The following is an 18414-nucleotide window of genomic DNA, read 5'->3' as shown; positions in this document are numbered from 1 at the left end:
ATGCTTAAGTCCGACCGCACCTTCTTCCTGCGCCCGCAGGACATGATCGGGATCGCCGTCCTTGCCTTCCTGCTGATCGTCGTCCTGCCGCTGACGCTGGACAATTTCCGCCTGCAGTTCGTCGGCAAGTACCTCACCTATGCCTTCGTGGCACTCGGCCTGGTGCTGTGCTGGGGCTATGCCGGCATTCTCTCCCTCGGCCAGGGCGTGTTCTTCGGCCTCGGCGGCTACTGCATGGCGATGTTCCTCAAGCTGGAAGCCTCCAGCGTCGAGGCCACCAAGATCCAGACCACGCCGGGCATCCCGGACTTCATGGACTGGAACCAGATCACCGCGCTGCCCTATATGTGGCAGCCTTTCAACAGCCTCACCCTCACCCTCATCGCGGTGATCATGGTGCCGGCGCTGTTCGCCTTCATCGTCGGCTTCGCCATGTTCAAGCGGCGGGTGGGCGGCGTGTACTTCGCCATCATCACCCAGGCGCTCGCCGCGATCATGACCATCCTGATCATCGGCCAGCAGGGCTATACCGGCGGCATCAACGGCATCACCGACCTGCGCACGCTGAACGGCTGGGACATCCGCACCGACAGCGCCAAGACCATCCTCTATTTCGTCTGCGTCGGCCTGCTCATCGCCTGCATCCTGATCGCCTATTTCGTGAAGTCCTCGAAGCTCGGCCGCATCCTCGTCGCCATGCGCGACAAGGAGGACCGGGTCCGCTTCTCCGGCTATGACGTCGCCAATTTCAAGGTGTTCGTGTTCTGCCTCGCCGCCTCGCTCTCGGCCATTGGCGGGGCGATGTTCACCCTGCAGGTGGGCTTCATGTCGCCCTCCTTCGTCGGCATCGTGCCCTCGATCGAGATGGTGATCTACGCCGCCGTCGGCGGGCGCCTGTCCATTCTCGGCGCCATCTACGGCACGCTGCTGGTGAACTGGGCCAAGACCTCTTTCTCCGAGAGCTTCCCGGAACTGTGGCTGTTCGGCCTCGGCGGCCTGTTCATCGCCGTAGTGCTGATCTTCCCGAACGGCATTGCCGGCCTCTGGCAGAGCTACATCGCCCCGCATCTGGGCCCGCTCTTCGGCGGCGCGGCCAAGCGCCGGGCCAGCCCTCCCGCGACTCCGCCCGCCGCGCCGCCCTCCGGGACGGCCGCCCCCGCCGCCGCCGAATAGGAGCGCGCGCCATGAACACCGCTGTCATCACCGACACCATGAACAAGGATTTCGTCCTTGCGGTGGAAGGCCTCACCGTCTCCTTCGACGGCTTCAAGGCGGTCAACGACCTGTCCTTCTATGTCGACGAGAACGAGATCCGGGTCATCATCGGCCCCAACGGCGCCGGCAAGACCACGGTGCTCGACCTCATCTGCGGCCGCACCCGGGCGACCACCGGCTCGATCCGGTTCAAGGACCGCGAGCTCACCAAGATGAAGGAGCACGAGATCGTGCGCGCCGGGGTGGGGCGCAAGTTCCAGAACCCTTCGATCTACGAGGACCTGACCGTCTTCGAGAACCTGGAAATCTCCTACCCCAAGGGCCGCTCGGTGCCCGGAGCGCTGACCTTCCGGCGCGACCGGGCGGTGAAGGAGCGGGTGCAGGAGATCGCAGAGACCATCTTTCTCGCCGACCAGCTCGACCAGCGCGCCGAATATCTCTCGCACGGCCAGAAGCAGTGGCTGGAGATCGGCATGCTGCTGATCCAGGACCCGGAACTGCTGATGCTCGACGAGCCGGTGGCGGGGATGAGCGTCTCCGAGCGCAAGAAGACCGCCGAACTGCTCAACACCATCATCAAGAACCGCTCGGTGATCGTGATCGAGCACGACATGAAGTTCGTCGAGGACATCGCCCACAAGGTGACGGTGCTGCACCAGGGCAAGATTCTCTCGGAAGGTTCGATGGCCAAGGTCCAGGCGGACCCGAAGGTCATCGAAGTCTATCTCGGCCATTGAGGGGCGGATCATGCTGAACGTATCCAGGCTGCACGTCTCCTATGGCGAGAGCGAGGTTCTGCACGGCCTCGACTTCAAGGTGGCGCCGAACGAGATCATCGCCATCATGGGCCGCAACGGCATGGGCAAGACCACGCTCATGAAGTCGCTCATGGGCATCGTGCCGACCAAGAGCGGCACGGTGAGCGTCGGCGCCACCGACATCACCAAGTTCAAGAGCTATGAGCGGGTCAAGAACGGCGTCGCCTATGTGCCGCAGGGCCGGATGATCTTCTCCACCATGACGGTGCAGGAGAACATCGAGACCGGCCTCATCCCGCGCGGCGAGAGCAAGGTGCCGCCCGACATCTACGAGCTGTTCCCCGTCCTTCTGGAGATGAAGGGCCGGCGGGGCGGCAACCTTTCCGGCGGCCAGCAGCAGCAGCTCGCCATCGCCCGCGCGCTCGCCACCGCACCGAAGGTGCTGCTGCTCGACGAGCCGACCGAGGGCATCCAGCCCTCCATCATTCGCGAGATGGCGCGGACGCTGAAGCGCATCCGCGACGAGCGCGGCCTGTCGATCGTGGTGTCCGAGCAGGTGCTGTCCTTCGCCCTCGACATCGCCGACCGGGTGCTGGTCATCGAGAACGGCGAGATCGTCCACGAGGACAAGCGCGCCGACATCGACGAGGCCAAGGTCGCCAAATTCCTTTCGGTCTGAGCCCCCGCCAGACCGCCGTGCCCAGCCTGTCCAAGTTTCCAGCTAGTACCCGGGGAGAGAGACGCATGACCGAGACGCTTATCAAAGTCGACCTGAACCAGTCGGCCTATGACAACGACATGGTTCACAACCGCTGGCACCCGGACATTCCGATGGTGGCGTGGGTGAAGCCGGGCGACGACTTCATCGTCGAGACCTATGACTGGACCGGCGGCTTCATCAAGAACAATGATTCCGCCGACGATGTGCGCGACATCGACCTGTCGATCGTGCACTTCCTGTCCGGCCCCATCGGCGTCAAGGGCGCCGAGCCCGGCGACCTGCTGGTCGTCGACCTGCTCGACATCGGCGCCATGCCCGACAGCCAGTGGGGCTTCAACGGCTTCTTCTCGAAGAAGAATGGCGGCGGCTTCCTGACCGACCATTTCCCGCTGGCCCAGAAGTCGATCTGGGACTTCAAGGGCATGTACACCTCCTCGCGCCACGTTCCGGGCGTGAACTTCGCCGGGCTGATCCATCCCGGCCTGATCGGCTGCCTGCCCGACCCGAAGCTGCTGGAGACCTGGAACACCCGCGAGCAGGCGCTGATCGACACCAACCCGACCCGCGTGCCCGCCCTCGCCGTGCCGCCCTTCGCCGCCACCGCCCATATGGGCCGGCTGACCGGCGACGCGCGGGACGCGGCGGCCGCCACCGGCGCGCGCACCGTTCCCCCGCGCGAGCATGGCGGCAATTGCGACATCAAGGACCTGTCGCGCGGCTCCAAGATCTATTTCCCGGTCTATGTCGAAGGCGGCGGCCTCTCCATGGGCGACCTGCACTTCTCGCAGGGCGACGGCGAGATCACCTTCTGCGGCGCCATCGAAATGGCCGGCTGGGTGCACCTCAAGGTCGAGGTGCTGAAGGGCGGCATGGCCAAGTACGGGATCAGGAACCCGATCTTCAAGCCCTCGCCGGTGACGCCGAACTACAAGGACTACCTGATCTTCGAGGGCATCTCGGTCGATGAGCATGGCGGCCAGCACTATCTCGACGTGCACATCGCCTATCGCCAGGCCTGCCTCAACGCCATCGAGTACCTGAAGAAGTTCGGCTATTCCGGCGCCCAGGCCTATTCGATCCTCGGCACCGCGCCGGTGCAGGGCCATATCTCGGGCGTGGTCGATATCCCGAACGCCTGCGCCACGCTGTGGCTGCCGACCGAGATCTTCGACTTCGACATCAACCCGACCGCCGCCGGGCCGACCAAGTTCATCGACGGCTCGATCGACATGCCGCTTTCACCGGACCTTTGACCCCCTCTTAGTCCGGTGCATGCGGGGCGACGCAATGCGTCGCCCCGCCCTTCCCAGAATTCCGGGGCAATGCCTGGCATCGCCCTTGCCTTCGAGGAAACGCCCAAGGGGCACACAAGGCCGCAGCAAAGGCCCGCCCGCACGCCACGCCGAGTGAAGGACACGCTCATGCCCGTCTATGAATATGAATGCGAAAGCTGCGGCGATTTCACCGCCATACGGCCGATGAGCGAGTACCAGGCGCCCCAGCCCTGCCCCGATTGCGGCGCCATGGCCCCGCGCGTGATGCTCACCGCGCCGCATTTTTCCGGCATGTCGCGCGACAGCCTCCAGGCCCACGCCACCAATGAGCGCGCCAGCCACGCGCCGATGACCACGGGCGAATATGCGGCGAAGAAGCACCCGTCGAGCTGCTCCTGCTGCGCCGGCGGCATGAAGAGCCGGACCAAGAAATCCAAGACCGCCACCGCCGCCAGCGGCGCCAAGAGCTTCCCCTCCGCCCGGCCGTGGATGATCAGCCACTGAGGCCGTGCGCGCCCTCATCCCCGGGCTTGACCGGGGGACCCAGTCTTTCGTCCGCGTGCGATGTCCCAGCTGGGTGGCCGGGTCAAGCCCGGCCATGAGGGTGGAAAGTCATGCGAAGCGGCAAGTCTCCTGCTGCCTTCGCCCCACACGCCGTCATCCTGAGGTGCGAGCGGAGCGAGCCTCGAAGGATGTCGTCCGGGCGCGCCCTCACTTCCCGATCGCCACGCCCTCGCGGCGCGGATCGGCGGCGCCGATGAGACCGCCCGGCGTGATCGCCACCGCCTGCACGCCCGAGGTCATCGACCCGGTCTTCACGGTGAAGCCGAGTTTGCTCAGCCCCGGCGCCAGCGCTTCCGCCGACGTTCCCGCCTCGATCTCCACCGCATTGAAGCGCGCCAGCACATTCGGCGCGGCGATGGCGTCGGACAGGCTCATTCCCCAGTCAAGATGGGCGATCAGCGTCTTGGCGACATAGCCGATGATCTGGCTGCCCCCGGGCGAGCCGAGCGCCAGCACCGGGCGGCCCTGCTTCAGCACGATGGTCGGCGCCATCGAGGAGCGCGGGCGCTTGCCCGGCTCCACCCGATTGGCCACCGGCACACCGTCGCGGTGCGAGCGGAAGGAGAAATCGGTCAGCTCGTTATTGAGCAGGAAGCCGCCCACCATCAGCCGCGACCCGAAGCCGGCCTCGATGGTGGAGGTCATGGAAACCACATTGCCTTGCGCATCGACAATGGTGATCTGGGTGGTGGAGGGCAGCTCCAGCGCCGCGCCATCCGCCCGCGTGGGCGCCAAGCCCGCGTGATCCCATTTGGGTGTACCCGCCGCCACCTCGGGCAGCGCATCGTCGCCCGCCAGCAGCTTCGCCCGCGCCGCGAGATAGTCGGGCGCCAGCAGCCCCTTTGTCGGCGCAGGCACGAAATCGGTATCGGCGATGTAGCGCTCGCGGTCGGCGAAGGCGAGGCGCGAGGCATCGGCGATCAGTCGCCACGCCTCCGGCGAGGTGGGGCCGAGCGCTTTCAGGTCATAGGGCTCCAGCAGGCCGAGAATCTGCCCCAGAGTGAGCGCCCCGGAACTGGGCGGCCCCATGCCGCAGACAGTGAGGCCGCGATAGGCACCGCAGACCGGCGCCCGTTCCTTCACCTGGTAGTCGCGCAGATCCTCCAGCGAGAGCCCGCCCGGATTGGCCGAACCGCGCACCGAATCGACCATCGCCCGCGCCAGCGCCCCCTCATAGAACGCCGCCGCGCCGTCCGCGCGCAGTGCCTTTAGCGTAGCGGCATAGGCCGGGTTCTTCAGCACGGCGCCTTCCGCCAGCGGCGCGCCGCCGGCATCGAGAAAATAGGCCCGCGCCGCCGGGTCGCGTGCCAGCGTGGCCACGTCGCCGGCGATCAGCCCGGCCAGCCGGGGCGAGACGGCAAAGCCGTTCTCCGCCAGCTCCAGCGCCGGGGCGAACAGCGCGTCCCAGCCCAGCCTTCCATAGCGCGTGTGCACCGTTTCCAGCAGCGCCGGCGTGCCGGGCGTGCCTACCGAGCGCCCGCCGATCACCGCGTCCATGAAGGAGAGCGGCTCGCCCTCCCCGTTCAGGAACAGGGTCGGCGTCGCCGCGCGCGGCGCCGTCTCGCGCCCGTCAAAGGTGGTGAGCGCGCCAGCGGCGGCGTCCCAATAGACCAGGAACGCCCCACCGCCGAGGCCGGAGGATTGCGGCTCCACCAGCCCGAGCACGAGTTGCACCGTGACCAGAGCGTCGACGGCGTTGCCGCCCGCGCGCAGCATCGCCGCGCCCGCTTCCGCCGCCAGGGGATTGGCCGCCGTCACCATCCAGTCCCGACCGGTGGCGGACTTCTGGCCTTGCGCCAAGGTGTTCGACGCCGCGCTCGCCGCTTCCGGCGCGTGGCTGTCGGAGACTTGCTGGGCCTGCAGCGGCGTTGCCGCCAGCACCAGCGCGAACCACCAGCCGCCTCGCCTCATCTCGTCCCTTTCCTGTGCACGCGCACTCAAGATTGCGCGCCGTAACGCCAAGTGAACAGCGGATTTCGCCATTGCACCGCAACAAGCGCGTGACCTTTCGACGAATCGGTCTAAGCTTCAGTTGTCTTCAACAATCGAAAGGAGGTGATCCAGTGTCTGATCGTCTTGATCCGCGGTCGTCGGTATCCGTGACCTGGACGCTTGCCTCTTGCGAGGCCCGTTCCGCGTGATGCGAACCATCGCACTGCCCTCCTAGGCAGTTACCGGACCGGACCGCGGTCTGACATGGGAAGGGCTGTCCTCACGGGCAGCCCTTCTTTCTTGTGCACCAGCCCATTACCTCCAGGATTACTTTGCCGAAGCCGATCCTCATCTATATCGACGCCGATGCCTGCCCGGTGAAGGACGAGACCTATCGCGTCGCCGCCCGCCATCGGCTCAAGGTGTTTCTCGTCGCCAATTCCTGGATCGCGGTGCCACGCGAGGCCGAGGTCGAGCGCGTCGTGGTCGCCGCCGGACCGGATGTCGCCGATGACTGGATCGTCGAGCGGGTGGAAGAGGGCGATCTCGTCATCACCGCCGACGTGCCGCTGGCTGCGCGAGTGGTGGCTAAGGGGGCGGAGGCCATTGGCCCCACCGGAAAGCCCTTCACTGCCGCCTCCATCGGCATGCAGCTGGCGACCCGCAATTTGATGGCGGATCTGCGCGAAGCTGGCGAGATCACCCGTGGCCCCCGCCCGTTTTCGCCCCGCGATCGCTCGGAATTCCTGCAGGCGCTGGAGCGCTCCGTACAACGCCTGAAACGAAAGGGCTTTCTGGCGGGTTGAAGGGGGCAAGGAAAAGGGAGACCGCAATGCTGCAAGCCTGCCTCAACGGATCGCGCGACAGCGCCTTCCATGCCTACACCCCTCTCACGCCCGCGCGTCTGGCGGCGGATGCGGCGGCGGTCATCGCCGCCGGGGCGAGCGAACTGCATCTGCACCCGCGCGATCCCTCCGGCGCCGAGACGCTGGAGGCCGCCCATGTCGCCGCCGCGATCGAGGCCATCCGGGCCAAGCTGCCCGACGTGCCCATCGGCCTGTCGACCCATGCCGGCATCGCCCCCGGCGGTCCGGGGCGCCTCACCGCGATGAAGGCGTGGCAGGTGCTGCCGGACTATGTCTCGGTCAATTTGATCGAGGACGACGCGCCAGAGGTGATCGCCCTCGCTTTGTCGCGTGGTATCGGCGTCGAGGCGGGCCTGTGGTCGGTGGCGGATGCCGAGCGCTTCGTCACCCTGCCCGAGGCCAAGCAGTGCCTGCGCATCCTGATCGAGATCAACGAGCAGGATGTCGAGGAAGGGCTCCAGATCGCCGCCGCCATCCGCAAGGTGCTCGCCCGCGCCAGCCTCGATGTCCCGGTGCTGCAACACGGGCTAGATGCCGGCGTCTGGCCGCTCTACCAGGACGCGCTGATGCGCGGGCTGGACGGGCGCATCGGGCTGGAGGACGGCAAGCATCTGCCCGATGGCAGCGAGGCGCCTGATAATGCCGCCCTCATCAAGGCCGCCTTCCGCCTCGCCCGCGTGCCGCCGAACCTGCCGCCCGACGCCGTGCCGCCGATCGCGGGGAACTGACCCGCCGACGGCACCGGGTTCACTCCCGCCGGGTAGGGATCATCGCGGCGACCTGCCGGTCGCTCGCGCGCCCGCTTTCCGCCAGCCCGGCCGCCACGCCGGCGCGGTCGGCTTCCGAGCGGTTCTGGCTCATCTTGCGCTTGCCCTCGATGCGGGAAATCGGCAGCCGGACGCCGACAATGCCCCGCAGCTGCGCCGCGACAAACGCCTCGGGCGCATCGCTCACCGCCCAGGGCGCGGCGCGCGGCGCTTCATAGAGCCCGGTGAGCCGCGTCACCGCGTCGAGCAGGCGGGCGGGGTCGTCGAAGAACTCGGCCGTGCCATAGGCGTGCACCGCCTCATAGTTCCAGGTCGGCACCACCTTGCCGTGCTCGGCCTTGGCCGCGTACCAGCTCGGCGTGATATAGGCATCGGCGCCGGCGAACAGCACCAGCGCCTCGCCAATCGGCGCCGTCCTCCACTGGCCATTAGCCTTGGCGACATGACCATAGAGCACCCCGTGGTCGCCCTCGCCCTCCTCCAGGAACAGCGGCAGCGGCGTCGCCATCAGCCCCTCGGCGGTGGCGGTCACGAGCGTCGCCAGCCGAGCCGCGCGGATGATCTGGCGCAGGGTGGCGGGGTCGTCTTCACGGAAGGCGGGGGGCGTGTACATGGCGTATCGGAGTGAGGGTGGGAGCCGTTTCGCCAGCATAGACGAAGGCGGGCCGCCATAAACCCCGCCGCCGCTCCCCGGCCGCGCCGCCCCTACTTCATCTCCACCTCGACGAAGCTCATCGGCGCGGCGCCGGCATTGCGCACATCGTGGCGGATGCCGGCGGGGCGCGAATAGGCCGCGCCGGCCGCCATCGCGATTTGCGTCACCGTGCCGTCGACCTCGATCTCCATCACCCCATCGGTGACGAAGACGATGGCATAGTCCATCGCGTGCTCGTGCCAGCCGGTGGTGGCGCCCGGCGCGAAATCCCAGCGGGTGATGCGCACGCGCGCGTCATCGGCCAGCTGGGTGGCAACGGCCGGTATGGTGCAGGCGAACGCCATGATGACTTACCCCGAGTTCCGCAGGCCGGCGGAAATGCCGTTAATGGTGAGCTGGATGCCCTGCAGCACCTTCTCGTCGGTGTCGCTGGCACGGTACTTCCGCAGCAGCCCCACCTGAACATGGTTCAGCGGGTCGATATAGGGGAAGCGGGCGCGGATCGAGCGGTCGAGCAGCGGGTTGCTGCCGAGCAGGGTGGGCTGCTCGGAAATCGCCAGCAGCGCCTCGATCGAATCATGGTGCTCGGCGCGGATGCGGCCGAAAATGCTCTCGCGCAGTTCCGCATCCTCCACCAGCGCGGCGTAGCGCGAGGCGATGGCGATGGAGCTCTTGGAGAGCACCATGTCCATGTTGGAGAGCTGGGTGCGGAAGAACGGCCATTCCCGGTACATTTCCTGCAGCAGCTTCAGGCCGTCGGGATGGGTGTCGAGCCAGGCCCGCACCGCCGTGCCGAAGCCATACCAGCCCGGCAGCATCAGCCGGCACTGCGCCCAGGAGAACACCCAGGGAATGGCGCGCAGATCCTCGATCCGCCGCGTCTTCTTGCGCGAGGCCGGGCGCGAGCCGATGTTCAGCGTCGCGATCTCGTTGATGACGGTGGATTCCCAGAAATAGTCCTCGAAGCGCGGGGTCTCGTAGACCAGCGCCCGATAGGCGGCGAAGGCCGCATCGGACAGCGCCTCCATCACGGTAAGATATTCCTCGCGCGGCGCCATGGCGTCGCCGGAGAGCAGCGTCGCCTCCAGCGTCGCGGCGGCGAGGATTTCCAGATTGCCGCGCCCCACCGCCGGGTTGGAGTACTTCGACGAGATGATCTCGCCCTGCTCGGTGATGCGGATCTGCCCCTGCACCGCCCCGCCCGGCTGGGCGAGAATGGCGTCATAGCTCGGCCCGCCGCCGCGCCCGACCGAGCCGCCGCGCCCGTGGAACAGCCGCAGCCGCACGCCATGGCGCTTGAACACCTCAATCAGCTCGATCTCGGCCTTGTAGAGTTCCCACCCGGAGGTGAGGAAGCCGCCATCCTTGTTGCTGTCGGAATAGCCGAGCATCACCTCCTGCACGCCGCCGCGGCTGTCGACCAGCTTGCGGTATTCCGGCAGGCGGAACATCTGCTCCATCACCTTGGCGGCGTTGCGCAGGTCGCCGATGGTTTCGAACAGCGGCACGATGTTCACCGCCGCCGCGCCGGCGGGGTCGACCAGCCCCACCTCCTTCAGCAGCAGCGCCAGCTCCAGCATGTCGGAGACGCTCTCGGCCTTGGAGATGATGCAGGTCTGGATCGCCTCGGGGCCGTAGATCTGGTGGATGCGGGCGCAGGTGCGCAGCATGGCGAGTTCGCCCACCGTCTCGTCGGAATAGGCGGCGAAGGGCGAGGTGAGCGGGCGCGCCGTGGTCAGCTCGCGCAGCAGCAGCGCGACGCGGGTGCCCTCCGGGAGGGCCTTGTAGTTGGTGCCGGGCGCGGCGATCTCGAACAGTTCGGCCACGCAGCGCTCATGCACGTCGGAATTCTGCCGCGAGTCGAGCACGGCGAGGTGGAAGCCGAACGCATCCACCGCCCGCCGCAGCGCCCGCAGCTTGCCGCCGGCGATGACGCCTGACTTATGCGCCTTGAGCGAGGCGTCGATGATATCGAGATCGGCGCGCAGCTCGGCGGCGGACGCATAGGGGCGAGCGGGCGGCACCTGGGTGATGCCCAGCAGGTCGGCAATCTCCAGCCGGAAGGCGGTGGCGCGCAGGCGCGCCGCGATGCAAGTGACGGCGAGGCGGTAGGGCTCGCCCCGCCGGTGCGGCGAGAGGTCGGGCGAGGCGTCCACCAGCGCCAGCAGGTCGCTCGACACGCTCACCCGGATGGTGCTGATCGACAGCTCGGCGCCGAGGCTGTCCAGCTCTTCCAGATAGAAGCGCACCGCCTGCGCGCTCTGCATGCGCATCGTCTCGCGCGTCACCTCGGCGGTGACGAAGGGATTGCCGTCGCGGTCGCCGCCGATCCAGCTGCCCATGCGCACGAAGGAGGCGACTTCCGGCGCCTCGCCTTCCAGCCCCTCCATCGCGGCCAGCCGGTCCTCCAGCGCTGCGTAGAGCGAGGGCAGCTGGCGTAGGAAGGTGTAGTCGTAATAGGCGAGGCCGTTCGCCACCTCGTCCAGCACGGTCAGTTTGGTGCGACGCAGCAGGTTGGTCTGCCACAGCATCAGCACCCGGCGGCGCAGCTCGGCGGTCGCCAGTTCCTGTTCCTCGGGGGTGGGATCGCGGCGGGCGCGGTCGGCGAGCAGTTCCGCCACCTTCATTTCATGGGTCAGGGTGGAGCGGCGGCGCACCTCGGTGGGGTGCGCGGTCAGCACCGGGCTCGCCAGAGCCGTGGTGAAGAAGGCGCGCAGATCGGCGGTGGAAATGCCCGCCTCGCTGGCTCGCTCCAGCGCCCGCGCCACCGTCGCCGGGCCGGCCGAGCGACCATTCGAGGCGGCCGCGCGCATGCGGCGAATGACGTTCTGGTCCTCGGCGATGTTGGCGAGATGCGAGAAATAGGAGAAGGCGCGGACGATGGAGATGGTCTGGTCCGGCCCGAGTTCGCTCAGGATCGCCTCCAGCTCGTGCCGGGCGCCCTCGTCCTCCTCGCGGTGGAAGCGGGTGGAGACGCGGCGGATATGCTCCACCAGCTCGTAGATCGCCTCGCCCTCCTGGTCGCGCAGCGTGTCGCCCAGCACCCGGCCGAGCATGCGGATGTCCTCGCGCAGCGACAGGTCGAGTTCGCCATCGGCTTCGGGTTCGGCATCGGAGAGGGCGATGGTGAGGGCAACGGACATGGCGATACTCCTTAAGGCGTAGACCAACTTAGCAATTAGCATGCCGTCGATGACACCCATGCGGGCGCTCTTATCCCCGGCCGACGAAGGTATGAGGGCACGCCGCGAAGCCTTTCAGGGCATTGACATACCGCCCGCCGCCCCGGCGCGGAAAAGGTGAGGCCGCCGCGCCACAGCGGCCGAGTTTCTCATGAATTGCCGCAGAGCCGCCGCGATTGTGAACGAATCCACCGCCAGCATGAACACCATGCTCAGGAAAGCTTCAGGGTTGAGACTGTAGAAAAGTGAGCATGAACGGCGTCGCTCTCGGGCGGTGCCTTTTCGAAAAGCCGGCCGGAAGGCCGTGTGAATGAACAAGGTGGCCGCAAGGCCGTTGGTCAAAGTCAGCGTACGCGTATCAGGAAGGAATTTGAGATGCCCCCCGTCATGAACCGCAATGAGGTTCAGGCCCCCCTCGCCGGCTCCCAGCCCAAGACCGCCTATACTGGCGCCCTCTCGCCGCTGCGTCCCGCCGACGCGCGCGAGAAGAAGCCTGTAAACGCCCCGGTCGGCTCCATCGCCGCCATCGAATCGCAGCTCGGCTTCTGACGCCGAAGCGTCTGCAGCCGGAGCGACGCCGCGCCAGCGTGCGCGCCGTTCCGCAACCTGCCGATGCAGCAGCGCACGCGGTGAATCCGTCACGGCTGCATGCCCGGCCTCACGGGATTGTGTGCCGCGCGCAAAGCGCCGTTTCGTGCCGGCCCGCCCCCCGGTCGGCACGCCCTCACGCCCTGGCTGACGCGCAAGGGGCTGGATTCCGGGCTCGCTCTTCCCATATGGATGACGTTGCGGCACCTGTCGCCCGAAAACCGTCCTAGAGAGGCCAAGCCTTTGCGTTCTCTGCGTCTACGTCCCGTCGCCCTGCGTCTCGTGATTGGCGCCCTGTTCGTTGCCGCCGGCGTTCTGGTGGCCGTCGACTTCGCCGAGGCCCGTGCCGGCCGCAGCGGCAGCTTCGGCAGCCGCGGCACGCGCAGCTGGTCGACCCCTGCCCCCACGCCGACCGCCCCCACCGCCCAGCCGCTGCAGCGCTCGGCTGCCCCGCAGACCCAGGCCGCCTCCCCGGCCCGCGCGGCCGGCGCGCAGCCCGGTGGCTTCATGCGCGGCGGCTTCATGGGTGGGCTGATGGGCGGCCTGCTCGGCGCCGGCATCTTCGGCCTGTTGATGGGTTCGGGCTTCTTCTCCGGCCTCGGCAGCCTCTCCGGCATTCTCGGCCTGCTGCTGCAGATCGGCCTCATCTTCATCGTCGTGCGGCTGGTCATGGGCTGGATGCGCTCGCGCAATCAGCCTTCCTATGCCGGCGGCGCCCGTCCCGACTCACTCAACCGTGACGCGCTGAACGGTGCGGGTTCCGCTCCCCAGGGTGGCGGCTCCATGGGCACCGCTGCCGGTGCAGCGGCCCCCCGCGCCGGCTTCGGCACCGCCCCGCGCGGCAAGCCGATCAAGCTGGAGGGTTCGGACTTCGACACTTTCGAGCGCACGCTGACCGAGGTGCAGTCCGCCTATGGCCGCGGCGACAAGCCCGCCCTCGCCGCCCTGCTCACCCCTGAGATGTCCGGCTATATGGCCGAGGAACTGGATGAGATGGCCCGCGACGGGCTGGAGAACCGCATCACCGATGTGAAGCTGCTGCAGGGCGACCTGTCGGAAGCCTGGTCGGAAGGCGACACCGAATACGCCACCGTCGCCATGCGCTACGAGCTGAAGGACGTCACCCTCGACAAGGCCACCGGCCGCGTCGTTCAGGGCGACCCGGACCGGCTGGAGCAGGCGGTGGAGTTCTGGACCTTCGTCCGCCCGCCGCGCGGCGCGTGGAAGCTAAGCGCCATCCAGCAGGGCTGAGCGCGACTCCCTCTTCCAACAATCAAAGGGCGGCCTCGGGCCGCCCTTTTTCGTGCGCGTCAGACGTCCAGCGGGTCGGGGCCGAAGCGGTTCGGCCCGTGCGTGCCCCGCACCATGAACCAGAAGAACACGACGAGGGCGCCGATGCCGGTGATAATCAGCAGCAGCCACCAGCCGGCATAATCCATGTCGTGGAAGCGCCGCACCCCGACGGCGATCGAGGGGATCAGCAGCCCCAGGCCGACCAGCGTGCTGATCGGCGTGAAGGCATCGATTTCGCCGAAGGTGAGCAGCGAGAACGCGCCGAAAAGGGCGGTGTCGATGACGCCGGCCGCGATGCTCGCCAAGATCGAGAACACGACGAACCACCAATATTCCGAGCGCGGCGCGCGGCCGGAAAAGGTGGCGTATTTGCCGAGAACGCTGGAAATCGCCTGCGTGAAGGTCATGTGGTCCCCCTGCCCATTGGCGGTGCGGGGTATTCTTGGCACGAAAGGCGGGGAAGACCATCCCCTGCATCAGGTGCAACCCGGCCCGCGTCCGTGAGGAGCGACTTTGAAGATCACCATTGAAAGCGACCCGGGCGCGCAGGTGCGCGACCTGATCGACCAGGGCCTCGACATCTTCAACGAGGCGAAGGCCGGCCCGCTGCAGGCCTCGGAACTGTGGGTCATCGCCCGCGACGACGAAGGCGCGGCGAAAGCGGGGCTGAAGGCACGCACCTATTTCGGCTGGCTGCACATAGACTGGCTATGGGTGTCGCCCGAAGCCCGAGGCAGCGGCGTCGGCAGCGCCTTGCTGAGCGCCGCCGAGGCAGAAGCCCGCGCACGCGGCTGCATCGGTGCCCATCTCGAAACCTACAGCTTCCAGGCGCCGGACTTCTACGAGAGGCACGGCTACCAGCGCTTCGGCCAGATCGAGGATTACCCGCCCGGGCATTCCTGCATCTGGCTGAAGAAGCGGTTCTGAGTGTTCGCCCTCAGCGCTTCGGCGACCGCCTTCCGCCCTTGCGATGGCCCTTGGTCATCGGGTCCGGCCGCTCCGGGCGCACCCAGTCTTCCACCCGCAGCGGTTCCACCCGGTCGGTGCCGGGGCCCATATCGTCGAGCGAGGGCTTGACGATGCGGGAGGCCGCGTGCGGCGCGAACATGGACGGCTCGCCCGGCTCATAGCTCGCCTGCGCCTCGTCCGCCCGCGCTTCCGCGCCGGAAGAAACATGGCCCGGAGACGAGCGCCCGGTGCCGGCCCGGCCGCCACCCTTCTGCTTCTTCTCCGGCATGTTGGCGGAGCGGCCATATTTGCGCTCGCCACGATAGCCGCCGGTGCGGTCGTCGACGCTGTCCTGCCGCGCCAGCGGATCGTCCGACAGCATCAGCTCGGTTGCCTGTAGCCGCTTGATCTCGTCGCGCAGCCTTGCCGCCTGCTCGAAGTCGAGATCGGCCGCCGCCTTGCGCATGCGCTTTTCGAGGTCGGCGATCACGGTGGCGAGGTTGTTGCCATAGGTGCTCGCGCCCTCGGCCAGCCCGGCATCCACCGTCACATGGTCGCGCTCATAGACGCTGTTGAGAATGTCGCCGATCGCCTTTTTCACGCTCTCCGGGGTGATGCCGTGCTCGACATTCCACGCCACCTGCTTGGTGCGGCGGCGCTCGGTCTCGGCCATCGCCCGCTCCATCGAGCCGGTGATGGTGTCGGCGTAGAGCACCACCCGCCCGTCGACATTGCGCGCGGCGCGGCCGATGGTCTGGATCAGCGAGGTCTCCGAGCGCAGGAAGCCTTCCTTGTCGGCATCGAGAATCGCCACCAGCCCGCATTCCGGGATATCGAGCCCCTCGCGCAGCAGGTTGATGCCGATCAGCACGTCGAAGGCGCCGAGGCGCAGGTCGCGCAGGATTTCGATGCGCTCGATCGTGTCGATGTCCGAATGCATGTAGCGCACGCGGATGCCGTTCTCGTGCAGATATTCCGTCAGGTCCTCGGCCATGCGCTTGGTCAGCACCGTCACAAGGGTGCGATAGCCCTTGGCCGCGGTGGCGCGCACCTCGCCGAGCAGATCGTCGACCTGGGTGCGGGCCGGACGCACCTCCACCTCGGGGTCGACGAGGCCGGTGGGGCGGATCACCTGTTCCACGAACACGCCGCCGGTGCGCTCCATCTCCCATTTGCCGGGTGTGGCGGAGACATGCACCGTCTGCGGGCGCATCGCCTCCCATTCCTCGAAGCGCAGCGGCCGGTTGTCCATGCAGCTCGGCAGGCGGAAGCCATATTCCGCCAGCGTCGCCTTGCGGCGGAAGTCGCCGCGATACATCGCGCCGATCTGCGGCACGGTGACATGGCTCTCGTCGCAGAAGATCAGCGCATTGTCGGGGATGTATTCAAACAGCGTCGGCGGCGGCTCGCCGGGGAGCCGCCCGGTAAGCCAGCGCGAATAATTCTCGATGCCGGCGCAGCTTCCCGTCGCCTCCATCATCTCGATATCGAAGGTGCAGCGCTGTTCCAGCCGCTGCGCCTCCAGCAGGCGGCCCATGGCGTGCAGTTCGTCGAGACGGTGCTTCAGCTCGGCTTTGATGCCCTGGATCGCCTGGATCAGCGTCGGGCGCGGCGTCACATAGTGCGAATTGGCGTAGAGCTTGACGAATTTCAGGTCCTGCGACTTCTGCCCGGTCAGCGGGTCGAATTCCTGGATGCTCTCCACCTCGTCGCCGAACAGCGAGACGCGCCAGGCCCGGTCCTCGTAATGCGCCGGGAAGATCTCGATAACGTCGCCGCGCACCCGGAAGGTGCCGCGGCCGAAATCGCCCTGGGTGCGCTTGTACTGCAGCGCCACGAGGTCGGCGAGCATCTGCCGCTGGTCGATGCGCTCGCCCACCTCGATCTTGAAGGTCATCGAGGCATAGGTCTCGACCGAGCCGATACCGTAGATGCAGGACACCGAGGCGACGATGATGACGTCGTCGCGCTCCAGCAGCGAGCGCGTGGCCGAGTGGCGCATGCGGTCGATCTGCTCGTTGATCGACGATTCCTTCTCGATGAAGGTGTCGGTGCGCGGCACATAGGCCTCGGGCTGGTAGTAGTCGTAATAGGAGACGAAATACTCCACCGCATTGTCGGGGAAGAAGCTCTTGAACTCGCCATAGAGCTGCGCCGCCAGCGTCTTGTTCGGCGCCAGGATCAGCGCCGGGCGCTGCACCCGCTCGATGACATTGGCCATGGTGAAGGTCTTGCCCGAGCCGGTGACGCCGAGCAGCACCTGGTCGCGCTCGCCCTCATTGGCCGCCGCCACCAGTTCCTTGATCGCCTCGGGCTGGTCGCCATTGGGCGTGTAGTCCGACTTCAGCACGAAGCGGACGCCGCCTTCCGACTTTTCCGGCCGCGCCGGCCGATGCGGCGCCCAGAGCTGGCCGTCGACTTCCGGGCGGCCGCCCTCGATCAGCGCCGACAGCGCGGCGACGGTGGCGGAGGCGCCCGAGGTCGGCGCCACGCCGAGCTTCTCGGCGAGGGCGGGATCGAGCGTGGCGGATTGCGCGGGCTCGAAAGCGCGCTGGGAGCGCTCGGAGAACCCGCCGGGACGTGCTGCTTTGGCCATGGCGGCAATATGGGGTCAGATTCGGTCGGCGCAAAGGCCGTCCGCGCCGCTTGTGCCGCCGGCGGCCGTGCGCGCCGGGACGGTGCCAGTAAGGGCATCAGCTGACGATCGGATAGGCAGGCACGCCGCAACGGCGCGGACACGCCCTGCGCCGTTTATCCCTCCAGATCAGCGCGTTAGCTCAATTATGCTTAAATTTAGGGCATTGGCACAGCTGATGCATACACCATTGTATGCATATCAGCCGGGTCCGGCCACGCGACCCGCTCCAGATGGTGGATGCCCATGCCCGCTACGCTGCCCGCCCCCCTGCTCGCCGCCGAGCCCGCGCCCCTCGCCTTCCACCCGGCCCGCGCCGCGCTCGTCATTATCGACATGCAGCGCGATTTCCTTGAGCCGGGCGGCTTCGGCGAGACGCTGGGCAATGACGTTTCGCGTCTCCAGGCGGCGGTCGGGCCGTGCAAGGCCGTGCTGGCCGCCGCCCGCGCCGCCGGCCTCATGGTCATCCACACCCGCGAGGGCCACCGCCCGGACATGATGGACGCACCGCCGGCCAAGGTCGAGCGCGGTTCCCCGACGGCGCGCATCGGCTGCGCCGGCCCGATGGGCCGCATCCTTATTCGCGGCGAGCCGGGGCACGACATCATCGCCGAACTCGCCCCCGCCCCCGGCGAGCCGGTGCTCGACAAGCCCGGCAAGGGCGCCTTCTACCAGACCGACCTCGAACTGATGCTGAAGAACCGGGGCATCGACACGCTGCTGGTCGCCGGCGTCACCACCGAGGTCTGCGTCCACACCACCATCCGCGAGGGCAATGATCGCGGCTATCGCTGCGTGGCGCTGGCCGATTGCTGCGCCTCCTACATCCCCGAATTCCATCGCGTCGGCCTGGAGATGATCAAGGCGCAGGGCGGGATTTTCGGCTGGGTGTCCGATTCCGCCGCCCTTCTCTCCGCGCTCGGCGACACGAGCATCACCGGCTCAGCCTCCGCCAGCGCCGCCTGAACCCGCCTGCCGCGTCCGGCGCCCGGCGCCGTCTTTCACCGCGTCCCGTC

At 67.6% G+C, this 18414-nt stretch carries 17 protein-coding genes; 11 read left to right on the top strand and 6 right to left on the bottom strand.

Annotated elements, in window-relative coordinates:
* The 5 genes from urtC to BLO63_RS01270 all read left to right on the top strand — a co-directional run bounded on the left by urtC (position 1) and on the right by BLO63_RS01270 (position 4472).
* Entirely contained in the window at positions 1-1173 is a 1173-nt protein-coding gene (gene urtC, locus BLO63_RS01290; RefSeq protein WP_091436081.1) for an urea ABC transporter permease subunit UrtC, read from the top strand.
* A gap of 11 nt (positions 1174-1184) precedes the next feature.
* Positions 1185-1952 carry an urea ABC transporter ATP-binding protein UrtD gene (gene urtD / locus BLO63_RS01285; RefSeq protein WP_091436079.1) on the top strand — a complete coding sequence of 256 codons (768 nt, stop codon included), beginning with the start codon at positions 1185-1187 and terminating at the stop codon, positions 1950-1952.
* A gap of 10 nt (positions 1953-1962) precedes the next feature.
* Positions 1963-2652, top strand: coding sequence for an urea ABC transporter ATP-binding subunit UrtE (gene urtE, locus BLO63_RS01280; protein WP_091436077.1), 690 nt, complete (start codon positions 1963-1965; stop codon positions 2650-2652).
* Positions 2653-2717: 65 nt separating this feature from the next.
* Positions 2718-3947 carry a formamidase gene (fmdA, locus tag BLO63_RS01275; protein ID WP_091436076.1) on the top strand — a complete coding sequence of 410 codons (1230 nt, stop codon included), beginning with the start codon at positions 2718-2720 and terminating at the stop codon, positions 3945-3947.
* 168 nt (positions 3948-4115) lie between these two features.
* A complete protein-coding gene (locus BLO63_RS01270) occupies positions 4116-4472 on the top strand; it encodes an FmdB family zinc ribbon protein (RefSeq protein ID WP_162841745.1) in 357 nt (118 codons plus the stop codon).
* Positions 4473-4679: 207 nt separating this feature from the next.
* On the opposite strand, the gene ggt is transcribed toward BLO63_RS01270, so the two are convergent.
* Complete coding sequence (gene ggt, locus BLO63_RS01265) at positions 4680-6443, bottom strand: gamma-glutamyltransferase (protein WP_091436072.1); 1764 nt, start codon at positions 6441-6443, stop codon at positions 4680-4682.
* Between the two features lie 353 nt (positions 6444-6796).
* Between ggt and BLO63_RS01260 the strand changes: the two genes are divergently transcribed.
* Both BLO63_RS01260 and BLO63_RS01255 read left to right on the top strand, forming a co-directional pair.
* The gene (locus BLO63_RS01260; protein WP_091436070.1) at positions 6797-7270 is read left to right on the top strand and encodes a YaiI/YqxD family protein; all 474 of its coding nucleotides are present in this window, start codon (positions 6797-6799) and stop codon (positions 7268-7270) included.
* 26 nt (positions 7271-7296) lie between these two features.
* Positions 7297-8058, top strand: coding sequence for a 3-keto-5-aminohexanoate cleavage protein (locus BLO63_RS01255; RefSeq protein WP_091436069.1), 762 nt, complete (start codon positions 7297-7299; stop codon positions 8056-8058).
* A 19-nt stretch (positions 8059-8077) separates the two neighbouring features.
* On the opposite strand, the gene BLO63_RS01250 is transcribed toward BLO63_RS01255, so the two are convergent.
* The 3 genes from BLO63_RS01250 to ppc form a co-directional block, all read right to left on the bottom strand.
* Positions 8078-8710, bottom strand: a complete 633-nt coding sequence (locus BLO63_RS01250) for an FMN-binding negative transcriptional regulator (RefSeq protein WP_091436067.1) — start codon at positions 8708-8710, stop codon at positions 8078-8080.
* Between the two features lie 92 nt (positions 8711-8802).
* A complete protein-coding gene (locus tag BLO63_RS01245) occupies positions 8803-9096 on the bottom strand; it encodes a cupin domain-containing protein (RefSeq protein ID WP_091436066.1) in 294 nt (97 codons plus the stop codon).
* Between the two features lie 6 nt (positions 9097-9102).
* On the bottom strand, positions 9103-11895 hold the full coding sequence (gene ppc, locus BLO63_RS01240) for a phosphoenolpyruvate carboxylase (RefSeq protein WP_091436064.1): 2793 nt from the start codon (positions 11893-11895) through the stop codon (positions 9103-9105).
* Between the two features lie 414 nt (positions 11896-12309).
* Here ppc and BLO63_RS21035 point away from each other — a divergent pair, with 414 nt between their 5' ends.
* Both BLO63_RS21035 and BLO63_RS01235 read left to right on the top strand, forming a co-directional pair.
* A complete protein-coding gene (locus tag BLO63_RS21035) occupies positions 12310-12483 on the top strand; it encodes a hypothetical protein (RefSeq protein WP_162841744.1) in 174 nt (57 codons plus the stop codon).
* 282 nt (positions 12484-12765) lie between these two features.
* Positions 12766-13773: a Tim44 domain-containing protein gene (locus BLO63_RS01235; RefSeq protein WP_091436062.1), complete on the top strand. Its 1008-nt coding sequence runs from the start codon at positions 12766-12768 to the stop codon at positions 13771-13773.
* Between the two features lie 59 nt (positions 13774-13832).
* On the opposite strand, the gene BLO63_RS01230 is transcribed toward BLO63_RS01235, so the two are convergent.
* Complete coding sequence (locus BLO63_RS01230; protein ID WP_091436060.1) at positions 13833-14222, bottom strand: DUF805 domain-containing protein; 390 nt, start codon at positions 14220-14222, stop codon at positions 13833-13835.
* A 106-nt stretch (positions 14223-14328) separates the two neighbouring features.
* Between BLO63_RS01230 and BLO63_RS01225 the strand changes: the two genes are divergently transcribed.
* Positions 14329-14742: a GNAT family N-acetyltransferase gene (locus tag BLO63_RS01225; protein WP_091436058.1), complete on the top strand. Its 414-nt coding sequence runs from the start codon at positions 14329-14331 to the stop codon at positions 14740-14742.
* Between the two features lie 10 nt (positions 14743-14752).
* On the opposite strand, the gene uvrB is transcribed toward BLO63_RS01225, so the two are convergent.
* Positions 14753-17359 carry an excinuclease ABC subunit UvrB gene (uvrB, locus tag BLO63_RS01220; RefSeq protein WP_091436056.1) on the bottom strand — a complete coding sequence of 869 codons (2607 nt, stop codon included), beginning with the start codon at positions 17357-17359 and terminating at the stop codon, positions 14753-14755.
* Positions 17360-17644: 285 nt separating this feature from the next.
* Here uvrB and BLO63_RS01215 point away from each other — a divergent pair, with 285 nt between their 5' ends.
* Positions 17645-18364: a cysteine hydrolase family protein gene (locus tag BLO63_RS01215; protein ID WP_091436054.1), complete on the top strand. Its 720-nt coding sequence runs from the start codon at positions 17645-17647 to the stop codon at positions 18362-18364.
* Positions 18365-18414: the final 50 nt, after the last annotated feature.

This window comes from Ancylobacter rudongensis (assembly GCF_900100155.1).
Classification (GTDB): domain Bacteria; phylum Pseudomonadota; class Alphaproteobacteria; order Rhizobiales; family Xanthobacteraceae; genus Ancylobacter; species Ancylobacter rudongensis.
Note: the sequence above shows the minus strand (reverse complement) of the source record. Positions and strands in the feature narration are given on the sequence as shown.

Bases quoted from the DNA above. Each gene is read 5' to 3' on its own strand.
- uvrB (WP_091436056.1), bottom strand. From the start codon at position 17,359: ATGGCCAAAGCAGCACGTCCCGGCGGGTTCTCCGAGCGCTCCCAGCGC.
- ggt (WP_091436072.1), bottom strand. From the start codon at position 6,443: ATGAGGCGAGGCGGCTGGTGGTTCGCGCTGGTGCTGGCGGCAACGCCG.
- BLO63_RS21035 (WP_162841744.1), top strand. From the start codon at position 12,310: ATGCCCCCCGTCATGAACCGCAATGAGGTTCAGGCCCCCCTCGCCGGC.
- BLO63_RS01230 (WP_091436060.1), bottom strand. From the start codon at position 14,222: ATGACCTTCACGCAGGCGATTTCCAGCGTTCTCGGCAAATACGCCACC.
- urtD (WP_091436079.1), top strand. From the start codon at position 1,185: ATGAACACCGCTGTCATCACCGACACCATGAACAAGGATTTCGTCCTT.
- BLO63_RS01255 (WP_091436069.1), top strand. From the start codon at position 7,297: ATGCTGCAAGCCTGCCTCAACGGATCGCGCGACAGCGCCTTCCATGCC.
- ppc (WP_091436064.1), bottom strand. From the start codon at position 11,895: ATGTCCGTTGCCCTCACCATCGCCCTCTCCGATGCCGAACCCGAAGCC.
- BLO63_RS01250 (WP_091436067.1), bottom strand. From the start codon at position 8,710: ATGTACACGCCCCCCGCCTTCCGTGAAGACGACCCCGCCACCCTGCGC.
- BLO63_RS01270 (WP_162841745.1), top strand. From the start codon at position 4,116: ATGCCCGTCTATGAATATGAATGCGAAAGCTGCGGCGATTTCACCGCC.
- urtC (WP_091436081.1), top strand. From the start codon at position 1: ATGCTTAAGTCCGACCGCACCTTCTTCCTGCGCCCGCAGGACATGATC.
- BLO63_RS01215 (WP_091436054.1), top strand. From the start codon at position 17,645: ATGCCCGCTACGCTGCCCGCCCCCCTGCTCGCCGCCGAGCCCGCGCCC.
- fmdA (WP_091436076.1), top strand. From the start codon at position 2,718: ATGACCGAGACGCTTATCAAAGTCGACCTGAACCAGTCGGCCTATGAC.
- urtE (WP_091436077.1), top strand. From the start codon at position 1,963: ATGCTGAACGTATCCAGGCTGCACGTCTCCTATGGCGAGAGCGAGGTT.
- BLO63_RS01245 (WP_091436066.1), bottom strand. From the start codon at position 9,096: ATGGCGTTCGCCTGCACCATACCGGCCGTTGCCACCCAGCTGGCCGAT.